This is a genomic window from Acidisoma sp. (assembly GCF_035492295.1).
In the GTDB taxonomy this organism is placed as follows: Bacteria; Pseudomonadota; Alphaproteobacteria; order Acetobacterales; family Acetobacteraceae; genus Acidisoma.
The window spans coordinates 1-15,508 of sequence record NZ_DATJJK010000158.1; the positions used below are offsets into that span (position 1 = coordinate 1).

Genomic DNA, 15,508 nt, shown 5'->3' on the forward strand with positions numbered 1-15,508 from the left:
GGGCGGCAATGGCGGCACCGTCCTGGTCGCGAATGGCGGCAGTATCGAGACCGGGGCCGCGACCAGCGACGGCACCACCGCCTATGTCAGCGGCGGCGATGCCGACGGCATCCTGGCGCAATCCATCGGCGGCGGCGGCGGGGTGGGCGGCTCCTCGGATGCCGCCGCCAATATCAGCACGGCCTACCAACTGCTGGCTTTGCTGCAAAATCCGTCGACGACCTACGAGGGGGTCGCGGCTGTGGGTGGCACCGGCGGTACGGGCGGCACCGGCGGCACGGTGCAGGTGAGCGATACGGGCAGCATCTCCACGCTCGGCGCGCGCGCCTACGGCATCCTGGCGCAATCCATCGGCGGCGGCGGCGGTGTGGGCGGGGTGGTGGATTCCTCGGCCAATTCCTATGTGGGGGGCGTCGGCCAAGGCAGTTATAGCGCCACCGTCTCTGTCGCCGGTTCCGGCGGGTCGGGCGGCGAGGGCGGCGCGGTGACGGTCGCGACCAATGGCGGCAGCATCGCCACCGCCGGCTACGGCGCCATTGGCCTGGCGGCGCAATCCATCGGCGGCGGTGGCGGCGTGGGCACGGAAGGCACGGTTGATAACACCACCACCATCGGCATCGGCGCCAATGTCGGCGGCTCGGGCGGCGCCGCAGGCAACGGCGCCGCGGTCAACGTCACCAGCGGCCAGATCGTCACGCTCGGCGATGATGCCTATGGCGTGCTGGCGCAATCCATCGGCGGGAGTGGCGGCCTGGCGAGTGCCGGTTGCAGCAATTCGTCGGGGGCTGCCTTCCAGGGCGTGAGCGCCACGGCCTGCTTCGGCAATACCGCAGGTTTGACTCTCTCGACCGCGCCCTGGAACGATTCCTCCACCTTCACCGTGGATGTCGGCGGCGGCATCGGCAGTGCCGGTGACGCCAGCACGGTGAGTGTTACAGCCGATGATGCCATCGTCACCAAAGGGGCACGAGCCTTCGGCATCGTGGCGCAAAGCATTGGCGGCGGCGGCGGCATGTTCTCGGCCAGCGTCGGCAACATCGCGCAGGCCACGCTGCAGCAGAGCGCGGCCTACGAACCAAGCTCCGATGCCGGCAATGTCTCGGTCAACCTGACCGCGGGCGGCAGCACCTCGACGTCCGGCGATGGCGCCTGGGGCGTTCTGGCGCAGAGCATTGGCGGCGGGGGTGGCTTCGCCGGTGACCCCTCGCTCGACCTTGCCATGCCTGTCTCGAATACTATCGGCGGCAATAACGCCGCCGCGCAGGCGGGCACGGTCAACGTTACGGTATCCGGCACCATCACGACCACGGGCGCCAACGCGCACGGCATCGTCGCGCAATCCATCGGGGGCGGCGGCGGCTTTGAGGACAATGCCGGCAATGCCGCGCTGGAAACAGAGGGCGGCGGCGGTGACGGGTTCGGCAACAGCATCCAGATTACGGAAGACGCTGGCGCGCTCATCTCCACGGCCGGCGTCGGCTCGGTCGCGATTTTTGCGCAGAGTTCGGGCGCGACCGGCTTGTATAGCTACCCGAACGATCCGATTTCGGTGAATATCTCCGGCACGGTGATCGGCGGCACGAATGCCGGCTATACGGGCGGCGAGTTGGGCGCGGCCGGCGTTGTGCTGTCAGGCGGCAACAGCAGCCTTGGCGTCTATAACGGCGCAACCGCCAATACCGTCACCATCGCCCAGGGCGGCATGCTTGCCACGACAGATGGCGTGGCCGGCACGGCAATCCTCACGAATGACGGCTATACCATCGTCACGAATGACGGCACGGTGACCGGGAACATCGATCTTGGCGCGACGCCCGGCACGATGACCAATAACGGCCTGTTGAATGCCGGGCCGGTGCTGAACCTGTCGAACCTCGAAAATGCCGGAACCATGAGTGTCGGCGGCATCGGGAACGTCGCCGGCACCACGGTCACCGGCAGCCTGCAGCAGACATCCTCCGGCACTCTGAGCGTCGATATTGACGCGCTGGCCCAGCAAAAGGCGGACCTGCTGACCGTTGACGAAGCAGCCAGCATGCAGGGAACGATTGTCCCTTATGCCAAGAACCTGCTGCCTGGATCTTATGCGGTCCTGACAGCGGCATCCGTGACCGGAGATGCCAGCACCCCGTCCTCCCTATTGTTCGATTGGGGTGTCAACAATGACGGAAAAACACTTTCGCTGTCGCCGAGCGCGCATTTCCTGCCGGCGACAGTGACGCTCGATGCCTCCGAAACCTCGCTCGCGCAGTACCTCACCAACGGCTGGAATGGGGCTGACCCGCATCTCGCCCCGGTCTTCGGCTATCTCTCCCAGATCGGCGGTGGCACGGGCGGTTACAAGGCTGTGCTGGACAGTCTGTCGCCCGAAGCGACGCATGCGCTGTCAAGCGCGCTGATCGACAATGCGGGCAGCATCCTCGGCGCCTCGCTGAGCTGCCCGGTCTTCGCGGACAAGGAAACCCTGCTGGGCGAGGATCAGTGCGTGTGGTCCAAGGTCATCGGCAACTGGACCAATCTCGATCGCAGCTCCGGCAATGGCAGTGATACCGTCTCCGCTGTCACCTACCGGCTGGGCGCGCAGAAGCAGCTGGCACCGGGCTGGTATCTCGGCGGCTCGTTGGGGCTTGGCGAGAGCTGGCAATCGGGCGAGGACGGTTCAAGCGGCAATGGCACGACCTTCGACGGCAGCGTGGCGCTCAAACGTGTGATCGGGCCATGGCTGTTTGCGGGTTCTGTTGCGGTCGCCAATGGCAGCTATCAGAACGACCGCGTGCTCGCCCTGCCGGCCACGGGCACGCAGCCGGCGGTGCTCGCGGGGCTGACCAGCGACAACGACACGCTGCTGCTCGGTGGCCGGCTGCGCGCGGGCTACGAGTTCACCTTCCCGCACTGGTATCTGCGCCCCTATCTGGATGGCGACATCGTCTACGCACACATGCCCGGCTATCAGGAAAGCGGGAATTCGACCTATGCGCTGCAGGTTTCCGGCAGTAGCCAGACGACCTTCATCGCAACCCCCAACCTCGAAATCGGCAATCGGATCGACCTGGATCCGGCGACCGTGCTGCGCAGCTACCTGACGCTCGGCGCCAGCATCCGCTCCAACGACCAGCGCACCGTCTCGGCAAGTTTCGTCGGCGCATCCTCGGCCGACGGCAGTTTCAACACTTATGTCGATTCCCCGAGGGTGACGGGTGAACTGGCTGTGGGCGTCGCGCTCTATCGGCTGGGTGGCTTCGAGGCCCGGGCCGAATATGATCTGGCCGGGGGTTCGGATTTTCTCTCCCAGGGCGGCACTCTTCGGCTTGCCTATCATTTCTGACGGAGCGGGAATTTTCCGTTCGCGTTCGTTCATCGCCGCGCGGACGGCTCACCGGGATTCGCATGACCGAAAAACCCGTTTGCGGCTGCCGCCTTGCCTTCCCTTGCGCTAGTCTTTGCTCCAGCCGGAACAGACTAGGTTCCAGGCGCGCAGGAGGCGAAGGGCGGGTTGATGAAGAAGGTTCTCTGGGCGGGTGTTCTCGCCTTTGGCTTGGCGGCATCGGCCGGAGACGCTTGGGCTGCGCAGCAGGCCTCCGCCCAAACGGCTGAGCATGCCGAGGGCAGATTAAGCGGGGCGACCATTTTCATCATCCGCCACGCCGAAAAGACCGGGACGGGGCGGGGGCTGAGTTCGGCCGGGGCCATGCGCGCCGAGGCCTATGCGACTTATTTCGAGCATTTAAAATTGGACGGCAGGCCGGTGCATATCGATTCGCTCGTAGCCTCGACGGACAGTGCCAAGAGTGCGCGGCCGCGCCTCACGCTCGAGCCGCTGAGCGGCGCCACCGGCATGCCGATCATCCAGCCCTGCTCGAGCGGGAATATTGCGTGTTTGGTGCATTGGCTGAAGGCGCAGCCGGCGCGACAGACGACTCTCATTTCGTGGCACCATTCGAAGATCGAACGGATCCTGGCGGCTCTCGGCGTCAATCAGCATGACGTGCTGCCGAACGGACGCTGGCCCTCCGATTTCTTCGACTGGGTGATTGCTCTGCACTTCGACAAGTCCGGGCATCTGGTGCCGGGAAAAGCCGAACTGCTGCACGAGCCGATGTCCGTGGACAATGTGGTCTGGGACGCTATGGATCACCCGACGATCCATTCGTCAGAGACCGAAATCGTGTCCGGGCAATCGAAGCACTAGTTCATTCTCGGAAGGCGCCCATTCGCTCAGCCTCAGGCGCGGTGGCGGCCGCAGGTTGAAGGGAAGGGTCTTGGAGCCATCCGCCAGCGGCTGCTCGCAGTTGCGGCCGCGATCATATGGGCCCGCCTGAAGGCGCAGCGGCGGGGCCATCTCCGTCACGGGTCAGCTCCTCCAAGGTCTCGACGATCGTTCGCATGAGCGCGTCCTGGATCTCGGGCACACTCTTGAGCTGGGCGAGGCGCGGCGCCTGCTCCGCCGGAATCGCCAGAAGCCGGGCGCGCACCCGGGCGTATTCGGCGCCGACCGCCTCGACCACTTCGCGGATGTGGACCACCTGGCCAGCCTTGGTGTCGTATTCCAGCTGCCGCAGGCGGGCGAGATAGCTCGCCTTCACCGTCTGAGCATCCGCCATGCTGAGCAGCCCGCCGGTGCTCAGAACAATCCGCTCGGCGGCCTCGGCCGGCGTCTCTCGGCGTGGGCGTCGCTGCCGCGGCGGGCGGCCGACATTGTTACCTTGGCTGTGACCCGCGGGCTTGGCGGAGGGGAGCAAGCTCACCGGTTCATTGGGCAGCGTAACAAGTTCCGCCGTGCCCAAGATCACGGTAAGGGCCCGGGCATTCCCCGCATCCACGAGCCGCCTGAGCGATGCCTCGCGGTCCACCAAATCGCCGAGCATGACGATCAGGCCTTTGCGTTTCCAATCGGTGACGGATTTTCGGGAGACGCCCATCAGTCGAGCGAACTCGGCCTGCGAAAGATCCAAGCGTGTCACCTTTTGGCTGTTGTGCAGATTTGGGCGAGGCGAACCTAGCAAAAGATTGCGCTGATGCAATACCCGCGATGCGCAGGGTCCTGGAAGGCCTCAAGCGAGGGGGAGGGAGGTCAGGGGCGACCCAATCGTAATATTCGGCCGCGCGGCCAGGCACTTCAGGACGTTCTTCGATAGTTGGTCGTAAGAGATGAAGCATCTAAGCCAGATGAACAGGTTCGCGACCTCCGCGCCGCTGGCTCAACTACTGAAGATCAACCATCGACTGATCTTGCGGCTGGTGCATCAGCAGTGAGAGAATGGCACCGCAGGTCGACACGTGGATAAAGAGACAGTCGCCATGAAAATCTACAAGATTGTCTATCGAAGCCGGGCTGTACGAAGTGCGGATGACCGTCAGAACCAGGCAGATGTCGAAGACATTATCAGGGTAGCCCGAGCCTACAACTCGGCGCGCGGCATCACGGGAGCCCTTCTGCTCAGTCCATACGGCTACGCGCAAGTGTTGGAAGGCCCGTCACACGCCATTCAGAGCCTGTTCGGCCGCATCATGTGCGATCGTCGGCACGAGAATGTCGAACTTCTATACAATGATCATCACTCCAATCGGGACTTCGGAAATTGGGCCATGGCGCTCGTGGGCGTGCCAGGCGAAGCCGACATTGAACTCGCGTCCACATCCCTTCAGCACAGGATCGACACTGCTGCCGGTGCGGATGACGTGCTCGCGATGCTTCGCAAACTCGTCATCCCCGAAGCTGTCGAACACAATCGCACAATTCATTAATCACGCGATCCTTGTTCGCCTTTTGCATATTACGCGACCTGAGTGGAGCGGGGCCGGCTTTCGACGCGCCGCGGACCCGGGGGGACAATGCAGAGTGCGGGGGGTCAAACATGCTGGCGGAACTAAGGTCGTACTCCTAACGGTCAGTACCAGCAGGAGCCTTCGTAGTCGGATCGACCAAATAGGTGATGCAACGCCCCATTGGTGCAATCGGCAGAAAAAGCTGCAGCCGGGAGACTGAGCGAAGCTCAAGCCTATTTTGCACGTAGAGGGAATAAGGGATTGATCATAACGTAAAAAGAAAACCGCAAGGCTACCCCGATGAAGGCAGTTTCCAAAACCTCAACCTATGCCGGAGTTCTGGTGCTGGCTTTGGGCTGGGCCTCCGCGGCTTCCGCGGCCCAGGCGGTCAGGGTGGGTGATTTTCTGGCGTCGCTCGGCGTTAACACCCATTTGAACTATACAGATGGCGCCTATGCTGATTATGCCCGGGTAGTTTCTGACCTGGACTACCTCGGCATCCACCGTCTGCGTGACGCGACGCCCGACCCGAACGGCGGCATTCCGTACCGCAACGATTTGACGGCGCTTTACGCGGCAGCGGCGGCCGGAAACCGCTTCGACTTCATCGTCAATCCGACGCTGCCGATTGGCGTCACCCTTGACCAGATCAGCATCCTGGAGCGCGTCCGTCCGGGTTCCGTCATGGCGGTGGAAGGGCCGAATGAGACCAACAACAATCCAGTAACCTATCACGGATTGCATGGACAAGCCGCCGCGGTCGCCTTTCAGAGGGACCTTTACCATGCGGTCCATTCCTTCCCGGTCCTGCGGCATGCGGCAGTCTATTATTACACGGGCCTCGATACCGCACATGGACTGGCAGGCCTTGCCAATTTCGCCAATGTCCATCCCTACAGCTATCAGGGACAGCAGCCCTGGAATCGGATCGCCGGGGAATTCGCAAAGCAGTTTCCCATTGCGACACCTTTTCCGAAGGTCATCACAGAGGCCGGATATTTCGACGTACCTCGGAAAGACAGCGGAGTAGATGATGCAACGCAGGCAAAGAACACGCTGAATCTGTTCCTGGATGCCTTTGTCCAAGGCAGTTCGGAGACCTTCATCTATCAGCTGCTCAGTGCCTATCCCAACGAAGGTATCGACACGCAATCAGGGCTTTTTCGGATGGATCATTCCCCGAAGCCGGTCGCCGTCGCCATTCATAATTTGACGACGATACTGGCGGACCATGGCAAGCGTGGCTTCACCCCTGCATCGCTCGACTATTCGGTGGATTTCCCATCGGGCGCGCAAAGCCATTCCCTGCTGCTCGAAAAATCCAACGGTGTGTTCGATCTCATCCTGTGGTCAGAACCGGATGACTGGAACAATCTCACCCATCAGGAGATCATCAATCCGCCAGTTCCCACCACGGTGAGCCTGGCGGGCGGGAACGGCAATATCACCGTCTACGATCCGACCATGGGCATCCGGCCGCTTCAGCACGCCCATAACGCAAGAGAGATCACGGTCAATCTGGCCGATCACCCGGTTATCCTCGAGATCACGCCGGCCGAGCCGACGAAACTCTCCGAACGCTGACGGTGCGCTGCATCACGACCTGCCGGGCGTGGACCAACGAGCGGCAGCGGCGGCTCCGATCCCACCTAGTCGGGCGGATAGACGCCATGCATCACCGTGTCGAAATGATCTTCGATCGCCGTGGTGCAATGGCAGCAGAGATCGCTCAGGCCGCGCTCGTTCAGGACAATGAAGACCCCGCGCCGGGTTTCGATCAATCCTTGGGCGCGCAATTTCGAGACCGTCCGCGTCACGAAGGTGCGGCCGACACCGAGAAGCTCGGCCAACTCCTCCTGGGTCATTTCGAACTCGTTGGCATTGCTGCGCCGGACCGCGGCAAGAAGCCATTTGGCGGCGCGCTGCGTGATCGTGTGCTTGGCGTTGCAAGCCGCCGTCTGGAAGACCTGCGCCAGCAGGCAGTCTGAATAGCGGGAGAACCAGTGACGGAGATGGATCGAGTCAATCTTCGCGTGTTCCAGCGCCGTGGTCTTGATCCGCAGAAATTTGCCCGGGTTGCGCGTGATTGCGGTGGCAAAGGAGGGCAGGCTGCCGTTCGACACGATACCGCCGACCGCGCCTTCGCGACCGATCACCACGACTTCGACTTCCTCATTGTTGGCGCTGGTACTGACGGTAAATGAGGCCATGGCCGGACCGCAGGGAAACCAGGTGTCCAGCACCGGCTCGCCCGCCCGCTGCAGCACGTCCCCGGCCTTAAGATTGAAGACCAGCATATGGGGAACCAGCCGCGCGCGGTCGTCTTCGCGCAAGGTTCCAAGAAGGGCGTTGCCGGCGAGTTCTTGCGGGGTCGGGGGGGGCATAAGCATTCCTCAAGGCAATGACTTTGTCGCAACCGTCTACAAGTGGACCGACAGAGTCAGGTTTCTATGTTACTCGTGAACACAAGTGATTGAAGATCGTGGGAAGGCCGATGCTCGCGGCTACGAAAGTCTCCGGTCACGCAGTTCGGAAGGGGCGCCTTGTGCAGCTATGGTTTTTATTCCTGAAACATGTGGTCGGATCGGCGCCGCTTTCGAAGCGACTTCCGTGATACGTGATGAGAAGTCTCCCGTCGTTGCCGGCCAGGATATCCTGATCGTCGAGGATCAGGCGCTGATCGCCCTTGATGTGGAGGGCCTGCTGCTCGGATTGGGGGCCAGGGAATGCTGGATGGTTCCAAGTGTCGCTGAGGCGCTGACACTGCTTGAGACGACAAAGCCGACCCTGGCCGTCGTGGATTTCAATCTTGGGCATGAAACCGCGGAAGTGGTCGCGGACAAGTTGGGCGCGCTTGCCGTGCCGTTCGTTTTCTTCACGGGATACGGGGAGGATCTGCGTGTCCCTGAGCGGTTTCGGGGGATCCCCATCGTCAGCAAGCCGGTCGTCACGGAAACGCTTCTTGCCAAGCTAGCGCAGGCACAGTTGGGCAGGGGCATGGCGCGCCCCTATCAATAGCGTCGGGTGTGGGATCCGTGTCAGTTAGATTGCGGGTCGCTTCTTTCTGACACGATCCCTCTCTACCGCAAGCGGCGCTGTCCGCCCGCAATGGTGATGACGGCGATGATGATCAGACCGGTCATGACGTCCCGGAAGCCGGGGCCGAATCCGGCCGTATTGAGCAGCGTCACCACCATGAAGAGGAACAGCGACGCGCCCCAGATGCCGGGCAGGTTGGCCGCACCCCCGGCGACAGCCGTGCCGCCGATGACCACCACCGCGATCGAGCTGAGGAGATACTCGGCCCCCATGTCGAGCGACGAGCCACCCGTGAAGCCTGCAAGCAGCGCGCCGCAGAGGCCGCCGAAGGCCCCGCAGAGAAGGTAGGTGAGCAGCCGCACCCGCTCCACCTTCACGCCCGCGAGGCGGGCTGCGCGCATGTTCTGGCCCGTCGCCAGAACCGACCGGCCATAGATGGTCCGGTGCAGCAGAACGGCGCAGAGAAGGGTCAGAACCAGTGTCGCCAAAGCAAGCACGGGAATGCCGCCAATCCGCATGACGGTGAACTGGGCGAAGGCCGGCGGCGGCGTGATCTGCAGTCCGCGGCCGTAGCTGATGCCGGCCGAGACCAGGATGAAGCTCGCCGCGAGCGTCGCGATGATGGGCGGGATGCGGAGCAGGCGAATCAGGAGATAATTGAAGCCGCCGACTGCAAGGCCGACGATCACGGCCATGGCCAGGCCGAGCAGGATGCGGTCGTCGGCTTCGCCCATCACCGTCATGGCGACGGCCCCGCTGAGGCCGATATTGGCCGGCAGCGAGAGGTCGATATTGCCAGGACCAAGGGTGATGACGAACATCTGGCCGATGCCGACGAGCACGGTGAAGACCGAGAAGGCGAGGGCGGCGGAGAGCATGCCACCCGCGCCCTGGCCGTGCGAGACGACGATAGCGAGGAGCCAGACGGCCAGCGCGCCGAGGAAGGACCACAGCCAGGGTCGGCCGCTCAGCCAGCGAAAATAGCTCATGCTGCGGCCGCTCATCGATCGCCCCTGTTGATCAGCGCCCGTGCCGCCAGGATGAGGATGAGGATGATCCCCTGCGCCCCAACCTGCCATTCCTGCGGAATACGAAGGTTGGGCAAGGCCGCGATGTGGAAGAAATTGAGCGCGACCGCGGCCAGCTGCAGCGTCAGCGCGCCGATTACCGCGCCGATGGGCGAGACCCGGCCCCCCACGAATTCCGCGCCGCCCAGGATCGCGCCAGCAATGGACAGCAGCGTGTAGCCATTGGCCATATTGGCATCGGCCGAGGTCGAAACGCCGACCAGAGAGAGGCCCGCGAGCACGCCGAAGACTCCGGCGAAGGCATAGGCCGTCATCTTCGCACGCAGCAGGGACCATCCGGCCCGCTCGATCGCATTGGCGTTGCCGCCGACACCGCGCAGCGTGGTGCCGTAGGTCGTCCGCATCAGGCCGAAATGGACCACGCCCGCAATGACGATGGCGGCGACCACGGGGAAGGGCACCCAGGGTAGGCGCTGGCTGACAAAACCGTGCAGCCAGCCGGGGGCGGTGCCGCCTGGCGTCGGCCGGATCAGGATGGCGAGGCCAAGCCAGACGAAACTCATGCCGAGCGTCACCACGATCGAGGGCAGCCGGCGCAGATGGATCAGCGCGCCGAGCCCCGCATAGACCGCGATGGACCCGATCAGAATCGCGCAGCCCAGCAGCGGCTGGTTCGGCAGCCAGGTTGCCGTCACGCAGCCGGTGAAGCCCACGAAGGCACCGATGGAGAGATCCAGGTCATTGACGGTGATGACCATGAGCTGCGCGATGGTGGCGAGTGCCACCGGAATCGCGAGGTTCAGCATCAGCGTGAAGCCGAAATAGCTGATCGCTCTCGGGTTGAAGTTCGCGATCGCCAGAAGAACGAGGGCGAGGGAGATCGCCGGCAGCAGCGTCCTCAGCAAGCGGCTGGCCGAGAACCGGCGCGCCGTGGTCTTGGACGCCCCGCCGGAGACGGAGGAGCTGGCAGGCGTCACGTCACGCGGCCTCCTGGAAAGAGGCATGGATGAGTTGCTGTTCGGTCAGATCCGCTCGTTCGATCTCGGCGACGATCCGGCCGTGCCGGAAAACGTAGACATGGTCGCAGTTGCGCAATTCCTCGAGTTCGGTGGTGTACCACAGAAAGGTCCGGCCGCTGGCGGCCTCGCTGCGAATGAGATCGTAGACATCGAGCTTGGTGCCGATATCGACCCCGCGCATCGGGTCGTCCATCACCAGGATCCGGGCATCGGAACCGAGGGCGCGGGCAAAGAGCGCCTTCTGCTGGTTGCCGCCCGAGAGCGACAGGATGGGGTTGTCGAGGTTGGGTGTGCGGATGCCGATGCGCTGCTGCCAGTCGCGGGCCATCTCGGCTTCGCTGGCGGGAGAGAGCAGCAGGCTGCGCCGCAGCCGGGCGAGGGAACGGATGGTGATGTTCTCGGCGATCGACCAGAGGGGGAAGACCCCGTCCACCTGCCGGTCGCCGGCGACGAGGGCGACGCCCGCCATAGCCGAAACCCGGGCCGAGGCGTGGGCGCCTGCCTCCAGCACCTCCATCAGCAGGTCCGTCTGGCCGTGGCCGGAGAAGCCGGCGAGCCCGACGATTTCGCCCTCATGGGCCTGGAGTTCGATGCCGCCGTGCTGCGCCTTCGGCCGGGCCCGCACCATCAGCGGCGTCTGGCCGCGGGCATGGGTGCGGGTCGCCGGCGGCTCCTCGTCATCGAGTGCGCGGGCGCCGCCCATGGTCTCGACCAGGCGCGTGCGGTCGAAGGCCGTGGCCATGTCCTCCGCCACCACCCTGCCGTCCCGCATCACGACGATACGGTCGCAGGTATGGAGGATCTCGCCGAGAATATGGGAAATCAAAATCACACTGCCGCCGGTTGCGACAAAGCGCCGGGTGAAGGCGAGGAGCTGCTCGGATGTTGCCGCATCAAGCGAGGAGGTCGGTTCGTCCAGGATCACCAGCTTGGGTGCTGCGTCCGAGACGCTGAAGGCCCGCGCGATCTCCACCATCTGGCGGCGGCTGATGGAGAGATCGGCGACCAGGGTTTCCGTGCTCATCCCATGGCCGGGAAAGATCGCGTCGAGTTCGGCGCGGATCAGCCGCCCCGCGCGCCGTCGCCAGCCCGGCCCGCGGATCGAGGGATGCATGATCCGCGCATTCTCGGCGATCGTGAGATTGGGGCAGAGGGACAGTTCCTGGAAGACGCAACGGATGCCGAGCCGCTGCGCGGCGGCAATGGAGTAGCGGCTTCCGAGATCGAGACCGGTGACGGAGAGGTGGCCCTCGCTCGGCGCCACCGCCCCCGTCAGGATGTGCATAAGCGTAGACTTGCCGGCGCCGTTATGGCCGACGAGCCCGAGGGCTTCGCCTGCCGGGATCACGAGATCGACGCCGCGCAGCGCCTGCACGGCGCCGAAGCGTTTGGTAACGCCGTTGAGCTCGATGAGCGACGCCGGTTGCTGCATCATCCCTGGCCGGTCCTCCTCGCGGATGCTACTTGGAGCTCGCCGCGATCGCCTTGATCGCATCGGCCTGGCTATACTCGGTATTGTAGACGCCGCCGACCGGGGCTGCCTTCAGCGCATCGTTCAGCTGGGACTGGTCAACGGTCAGGGCGGGGAAGGTGATGTCGTGCGGCACCTTCTTGCCGTCCAGGATCTGCTGCGCGACCCAGAAGGCGAGGGTAACGCCACCCGGCGCGATGGAGGCGGACCAGGTCTGGTAGCCGTTCTTCTCGTATTCCTTCTTCCACCAGGCGAGCTCGTCCTGGCGGTTGCCCATGATGATGATAGGCACCTTGCGGCCACCGGCGGTGAAGGCCTGCGCCGCACCATAGCCGTCCCCACCCTGGTCGACGACGGCGGCGATCTCAGGCAGCGAGGGCAGGACGGTCGCGACGGCCTTCTGGGCCGTCGCCTCGTCCCAGTTGCCGGTGACGGAGCTGACAATCTTGAAATTGGGATGGGCCTTCACGCCCTCCTCGATCCCCTGGTGGATGAGATTGTCGATCGAGGTTCCGGCGAGGCCGCGAATCTCGAGCAGATTGCCGCCCTGGGGCAGCCGCTTGGCGAGATAATCGACCTGGGCGCGGCCCATGCCGACATAGTCGATGCCGACGCGATAGGCGCAGGGCGCGCTCACCGTGCCGTCGAAGGAGACGACGGTGATGCCGGCGTCGCAGGCGGCTTGCACGGCGCCATTCAGCGCCTCCGGCGAGGCCGCGTCGATGACGATCGCATTATAGCCCTGCAGGATCAGGTTCTGTAGCTGGGCTGCCTGGGTCGGCACTTCCTTGTCAGCCGTCGTGAAAGCGTCGGCCGCGGCCACGACGTGGTCCGCGACCGCCGCCTTGGTGACCTTGGCCCAACTCTGCAACATGGCTTGGCGCCAGGAATTGCCGGCATAGTTGTTGGAGAGGGCGATGCGATCGCTGGCGGTGGCGGCAAAGGCCGAACTGGCCACGAATGAGACGGCACATGTCATGGCCGTCGCGAGAAGCGCTTTCTTCACGGTCTTCTTCCCCTTTTGCCCTGCTGGGCTTGTTCTTGGGCCGGCTTCGCCGATCCCGATCTTGGCGGTGGACGTCGTTTAATCTGAACATTGTCAGTGGCGCGGCACTGGCTGTCAACCATACCCGAAAGACGTGTTGGGAGAAGGGCGGGCCACGCGGTAGCCGCGATCGCACAGGCCGCCAAAGCGAGTGATTCCGTGGATCGGCTGTCCTCCCGGGGGGCTACGGCCTGATGTCCTGTCTCGCGTCACCCGACCCACCGCAGGGCTTCAGGTCTGGACAGTCTCACCGCTGTCATCGTTGCGTAACGGCTGGGTCTGCAAAAGCGCCGTCTGCAGCTTGTCCACCATCTCCGTCAACTTGGCGACCTCGGATTCCCGCATCTGGTCGATCTTCTGATGCAGAAGCTCGATCTCCAGCTCCGCCTTGAGATTGACGTCGTAATCATTCTTGGCCGCAATCCGGTCCAGTTCCGACTGGCGGTTCTGGCTCATCATGATGATCGGCGCGGTATAGGCGGCCTGGAAGGACAGCACCAGATTAAGCAGGATGAACGGATAGGGGTCCCAGTGCTTTATCCAGGCGATCGTATTGGCCATCATCCACAGGATGAGCAGACAGCTCTGAACGATGATAAACGGCCATGAGCCGACGAGCGCGGTGACCGCGTCCGAGACCTTCGCGCCCATGCTTCGCGGGCCCTCGTGGTCCAGCGGTTTCGGACGGCGTGCCTGCGCGCGCAGCTTCGCCAGCAGCCGAAGTTCTTCGTCGCCCAATCTGTGGTGGAATCCGAACATGGTAGAGGAAACTCCTTTGCGGGTTCACTCTAGCCTGCGCCCGGGGGCGCCACTATGCCCCGAGAGCGCCCCCCTTGAGCATCGACCCCCGGATCCCGACATCTGTATGACGGCCGCGGCATCGCGGCAGCGCGAGCGGGGCCGCACTGCAGGCTGCGCCAATTGCGCAGCCGGACGAGAAGGAGACCAAGCATGGATCGGCCGCTGGACATCGCTTTTCATAACATGCAGTCCTCATCATCCCTCGAGGCCGAGATTCGCCGCCAGGCTGAGCGGCTCGACAGGCGTTCGCGACGGCTCATCGGCTGCCGCGTCTCGGTCGAGGCGTTGCATCAGCAGCATAGGAGGGGGAATGTCGTGGACGTGCACATCACTCTGTCCGTGCCCGGGCGGGATCTTGTGGTCTCGCGGGAGCCGCACAAGGCCCGACAGCACCACGCCCATCCCAGCGCCTACAGTTCGGTGCGCGATGCCTTTCGGGCGGCCGAACGGCGGCTTGATGCCTGGAAGGCGCAATTGACGGAGGATACGACCAAGCCGACCGGCTCGGCCTTGACCGGCGAAGTGATGCTCATCGAACCCGGCGCCGATCATGGCTTCCTGCTAACCAGCCGCGGGTCCCAGCTCTATTTTCACCAGGACAGCGTGACCAATGCGAGCCTCGCGGATCTGCGGGAGGGGATGGTGGTGCATTATGTCGAAGAGGAGGGAGAGTCGGGACCCGTCGCCGGGAAGGTGCGCGTCGCTCCCAGACCATGATCCGGCGAGCATAGTCGGCGGATCCTCCGGGCCCCCCTGACGCCGCTCGGATCAGCTAAGTTCGATCCAAAGGACGGCCGCCAGAAAGGGAATCCAGACGACGCAAAAGGAAAGCGCCCAGGAAAGGGCCTCCGCGAGGGCTGGGCGATGGGCCGGCGTCCCGTCGCCCGGTCCCTTGCGCGGTTTCTCGAACCCGGTTCCATCGAACGGCATCGCGCATCCCCTCTCTGCCACGGGCCCGAAGGCCGACGCGGAGATGGACAAGGGGTGCGCCGGATTCAACGTCCAGAGCAGCCAATGGGGAGGTTATCGCATGGTTTTGAGCGGCCTCCCGCGTCCGCCCCGCCCGCCCCGGGCAGCGCGGTGCCAACCCTGTCGCTTGGCCGAGCGGCCTTTAGGCGTGGGTTTGGCGACGCTCCTTGGCCGCGGCGCTGCGGCGCAGGTCGCAGATCACCGCATGGACCTGTTCCCAATGGTTTTGCATGCGCGGATCGTCGTGCTGGGCGAGCGTCGCACGTTCGGCAGCAACCGCCTGGGCCTGAAGGCCGAACCGTTCGATCATCTGGCGTGCCGTGATAATGCTGGATTGGATGGCCATGCGCCCCTCCCGTTTTTTATGGTT

14 protein-coding genes are annotated in these 15,508 nt (G+C 64.0%); 6 read left to right on the forward strand and 8 right to left on the reverse strand.

Going from position 1 to position 15,508, the window contains the following annotated elements:
• Positions 1-3,325 (forward strand): autotransporter domain-containing protein (locus VL752_RS11110; RefSeq protein WP_325355133.1); only part of this gene is annotated, 3,325 nt, incomplete at its 5' end.
• 171 nt (positions 3,326-3,496) lie between these two features.
• Positions 3,497-4,189, forward strand: coding sequence for a hypothetical protein (locus tag VL752_RS11115; RefSeq protein ID WP_325355135.1), 693 nt, complete (start codon positions 3,497-3,499; stop codon positions 4,187-4,189).
• Between the two features lie 112 nt (positions 4,190-4,301).
• Here VL752_RS11115 and VL752_RS11120 read toward each other — a convergent pair whose 3' ends face one another.
• Positions 4,302-4,952: a hypothetical protein gene (locus VL752_RS11120; RefSeq protein ID WP_325355137.1), complete on the reverse strand. Its 651-nt coding sequence runs from the start codon at positions 4,950-4,952 to the stop codon at positions 4,302-4,304.
• Positions 4,953-5,298: 346 nt separating this feature from the next.
• On the opposite strand from VL752_RS11120, the gene VL752_RS11125 reads away from it, so the two are divergent.
• Both VL752_RS11125 and VL752_RS11130 read left to right on the forward strand, forming a co-directional pair.
• Entirely contained in the window at positions 5,299-5,745 is a 447-nt protein-coding gene (locus tag VL752_RS11125; RefSeq protein WP_325355139.1) for a BLUF domain-containing protein, read from the forward strand.
• Positions 5,746-6,066: 321 nt separating this feature from the next.
• A complete protein-coding gene (locus tag VL752_RS11130) occupies positions 6,067-7,350 on the forward strand; it encodes a hypothetical protein (protein ID WP_325355141.1) in 1,284 nt (427 codons plus the stop codon).
• Positions 7,351-7,415: 65 nt separating this feature from the next.
• On the opposite strand, the gene VL752_RS11135 is transcribed toward VL752_RS11130, so the two are convergent.
• Positions 7,416-8,150, reverse strand: coding sequence for a Crp/Fnr family transcriptional regulator (locus tag VL752_RS11135; RefSeq protein WP_325355143.1), 735 nt, complete (start codon positions 8,148-8,150; stop codon positions 7,416-7,418).
• A 226-nt stretch (positions 8,151-8,376) separates the two neighbouring features.
• On the opposite strand from VL752_RS11135, the gene VL752_RS11140 reads away from it, so the two are divergent.
• Complete coding sequence (locus VL752_RS11140) at positions 8,377-8,784, forward strand: response regulator (RefSeq protein ID WP_325355145.1); 408 nt, start codon at positions 8,377-8,379, stop codon at positions 8,782-8,784.
• A gap of 62 nt (positions 8,785-8,846) precedes the next feature.
• On the opposite strand, the gene VL752_RS11145 is transcribed toward VL752_RS11140, so the two are convergent.
• The 5 genes from VL752_RS11145 to VL752_RS11165 form a co-directional block, all read right to left on the reverse strand.
• Positions 8,847-9,809 (reverse strand): ABC transporter permease, encoded by a 963-nt coding sequence (locus tag VL752_RS11145; RefSeq protein WP_325355147.1) that lies wholly within the window; start codon positions 9,807-9,809, stop codon positions 8,847-8,849.
• On the reverse strand, positions 9,806-10,810 hold the full coding sequence (locus VL752_RS11150) for an ABC transporter permease (RefSeq protein WP_325355149.1): 1,005 nt from the start codon (positions 10,808-10,810) through the stop codon (positions 9,806-9,808). Before VL752_RS11150 ends, VL752_RS11145 begins: the two co-directional genes overlap by 4 nt.
• A gap of 1 nt (position 10,811) precedes the next feature.
• Positions 10,812-12,287, reverse strand: coding sequence for a sugar ABC transporter ATP-binding protein (locus VL752_RS11155; RefSeq protein WP_325355151.1), 1,476 nt, complete (start codon positions 12,285-12,287; stop codon positions 10,812-10,814).
• A 25-nt stretch (positions 12,288-12,312) separates the two neighbouring features.
• Positions 12,313-13,329 carry an ABC transporter substrate-binding protein gene (locus VL752_RS11160; RefSeq protein WP_325355153.1) on the reverse strand — a complete coding sequence of 339 codons (1,017 nt, stop codon included), beginning with the start codon at positions 13,327-13,329 and terminating at the stop codon, positions 12,313-12,315.
• 270 nt (positions 13,330-13,599) lie between these two features.
• Positions 13,600-14,127: a DUF1003 domain-containing protein gene (locus VL752_RS11165; protein ID WP_325355155.1), complete on the reverse strand. Its 528-nt coding sequence runs from the start codon at positions 14,125-14,127 to the stop codon at positions 13,600-13,602.
• A 192-nt stretch (positions 14,128-14,319) separates the two neighbouring features.
• On the opposite strand from VL752_RS11165, the gene VL752_RS11170 reads away from it, so the two are divergent.
• Complete coding sequence (locus tag VL752_RS11170) at positions 14,320-14,886, forward strand: HPF/RaiA family ribosome-associated protein (protein ID WP_325355157.1); 567 nt, start codon at positions 14,320-14,322, stop codon at positions 14,884-14,886.
• A gap of 394 nt (positions 14,887-15,280) precedes the next feature.
• Here the strand turns inward: VL752_RS11170 and VL752_RS11175 are convergent, their stop codons facing one another.
• Positions 15,281-15,484: a hypothetical protein gene (locus VL752_RS11175; RefSeq protein WP_325355159.1), complete on the reverse strand. Its 204-nt coding sequence runs from the start codon at positions 15,482-15,484 to the stop codon at positions 15,281-15,283.
• Between the last annotated feature and the right edge of the window lie 24 nt (positions 15,485-15,508).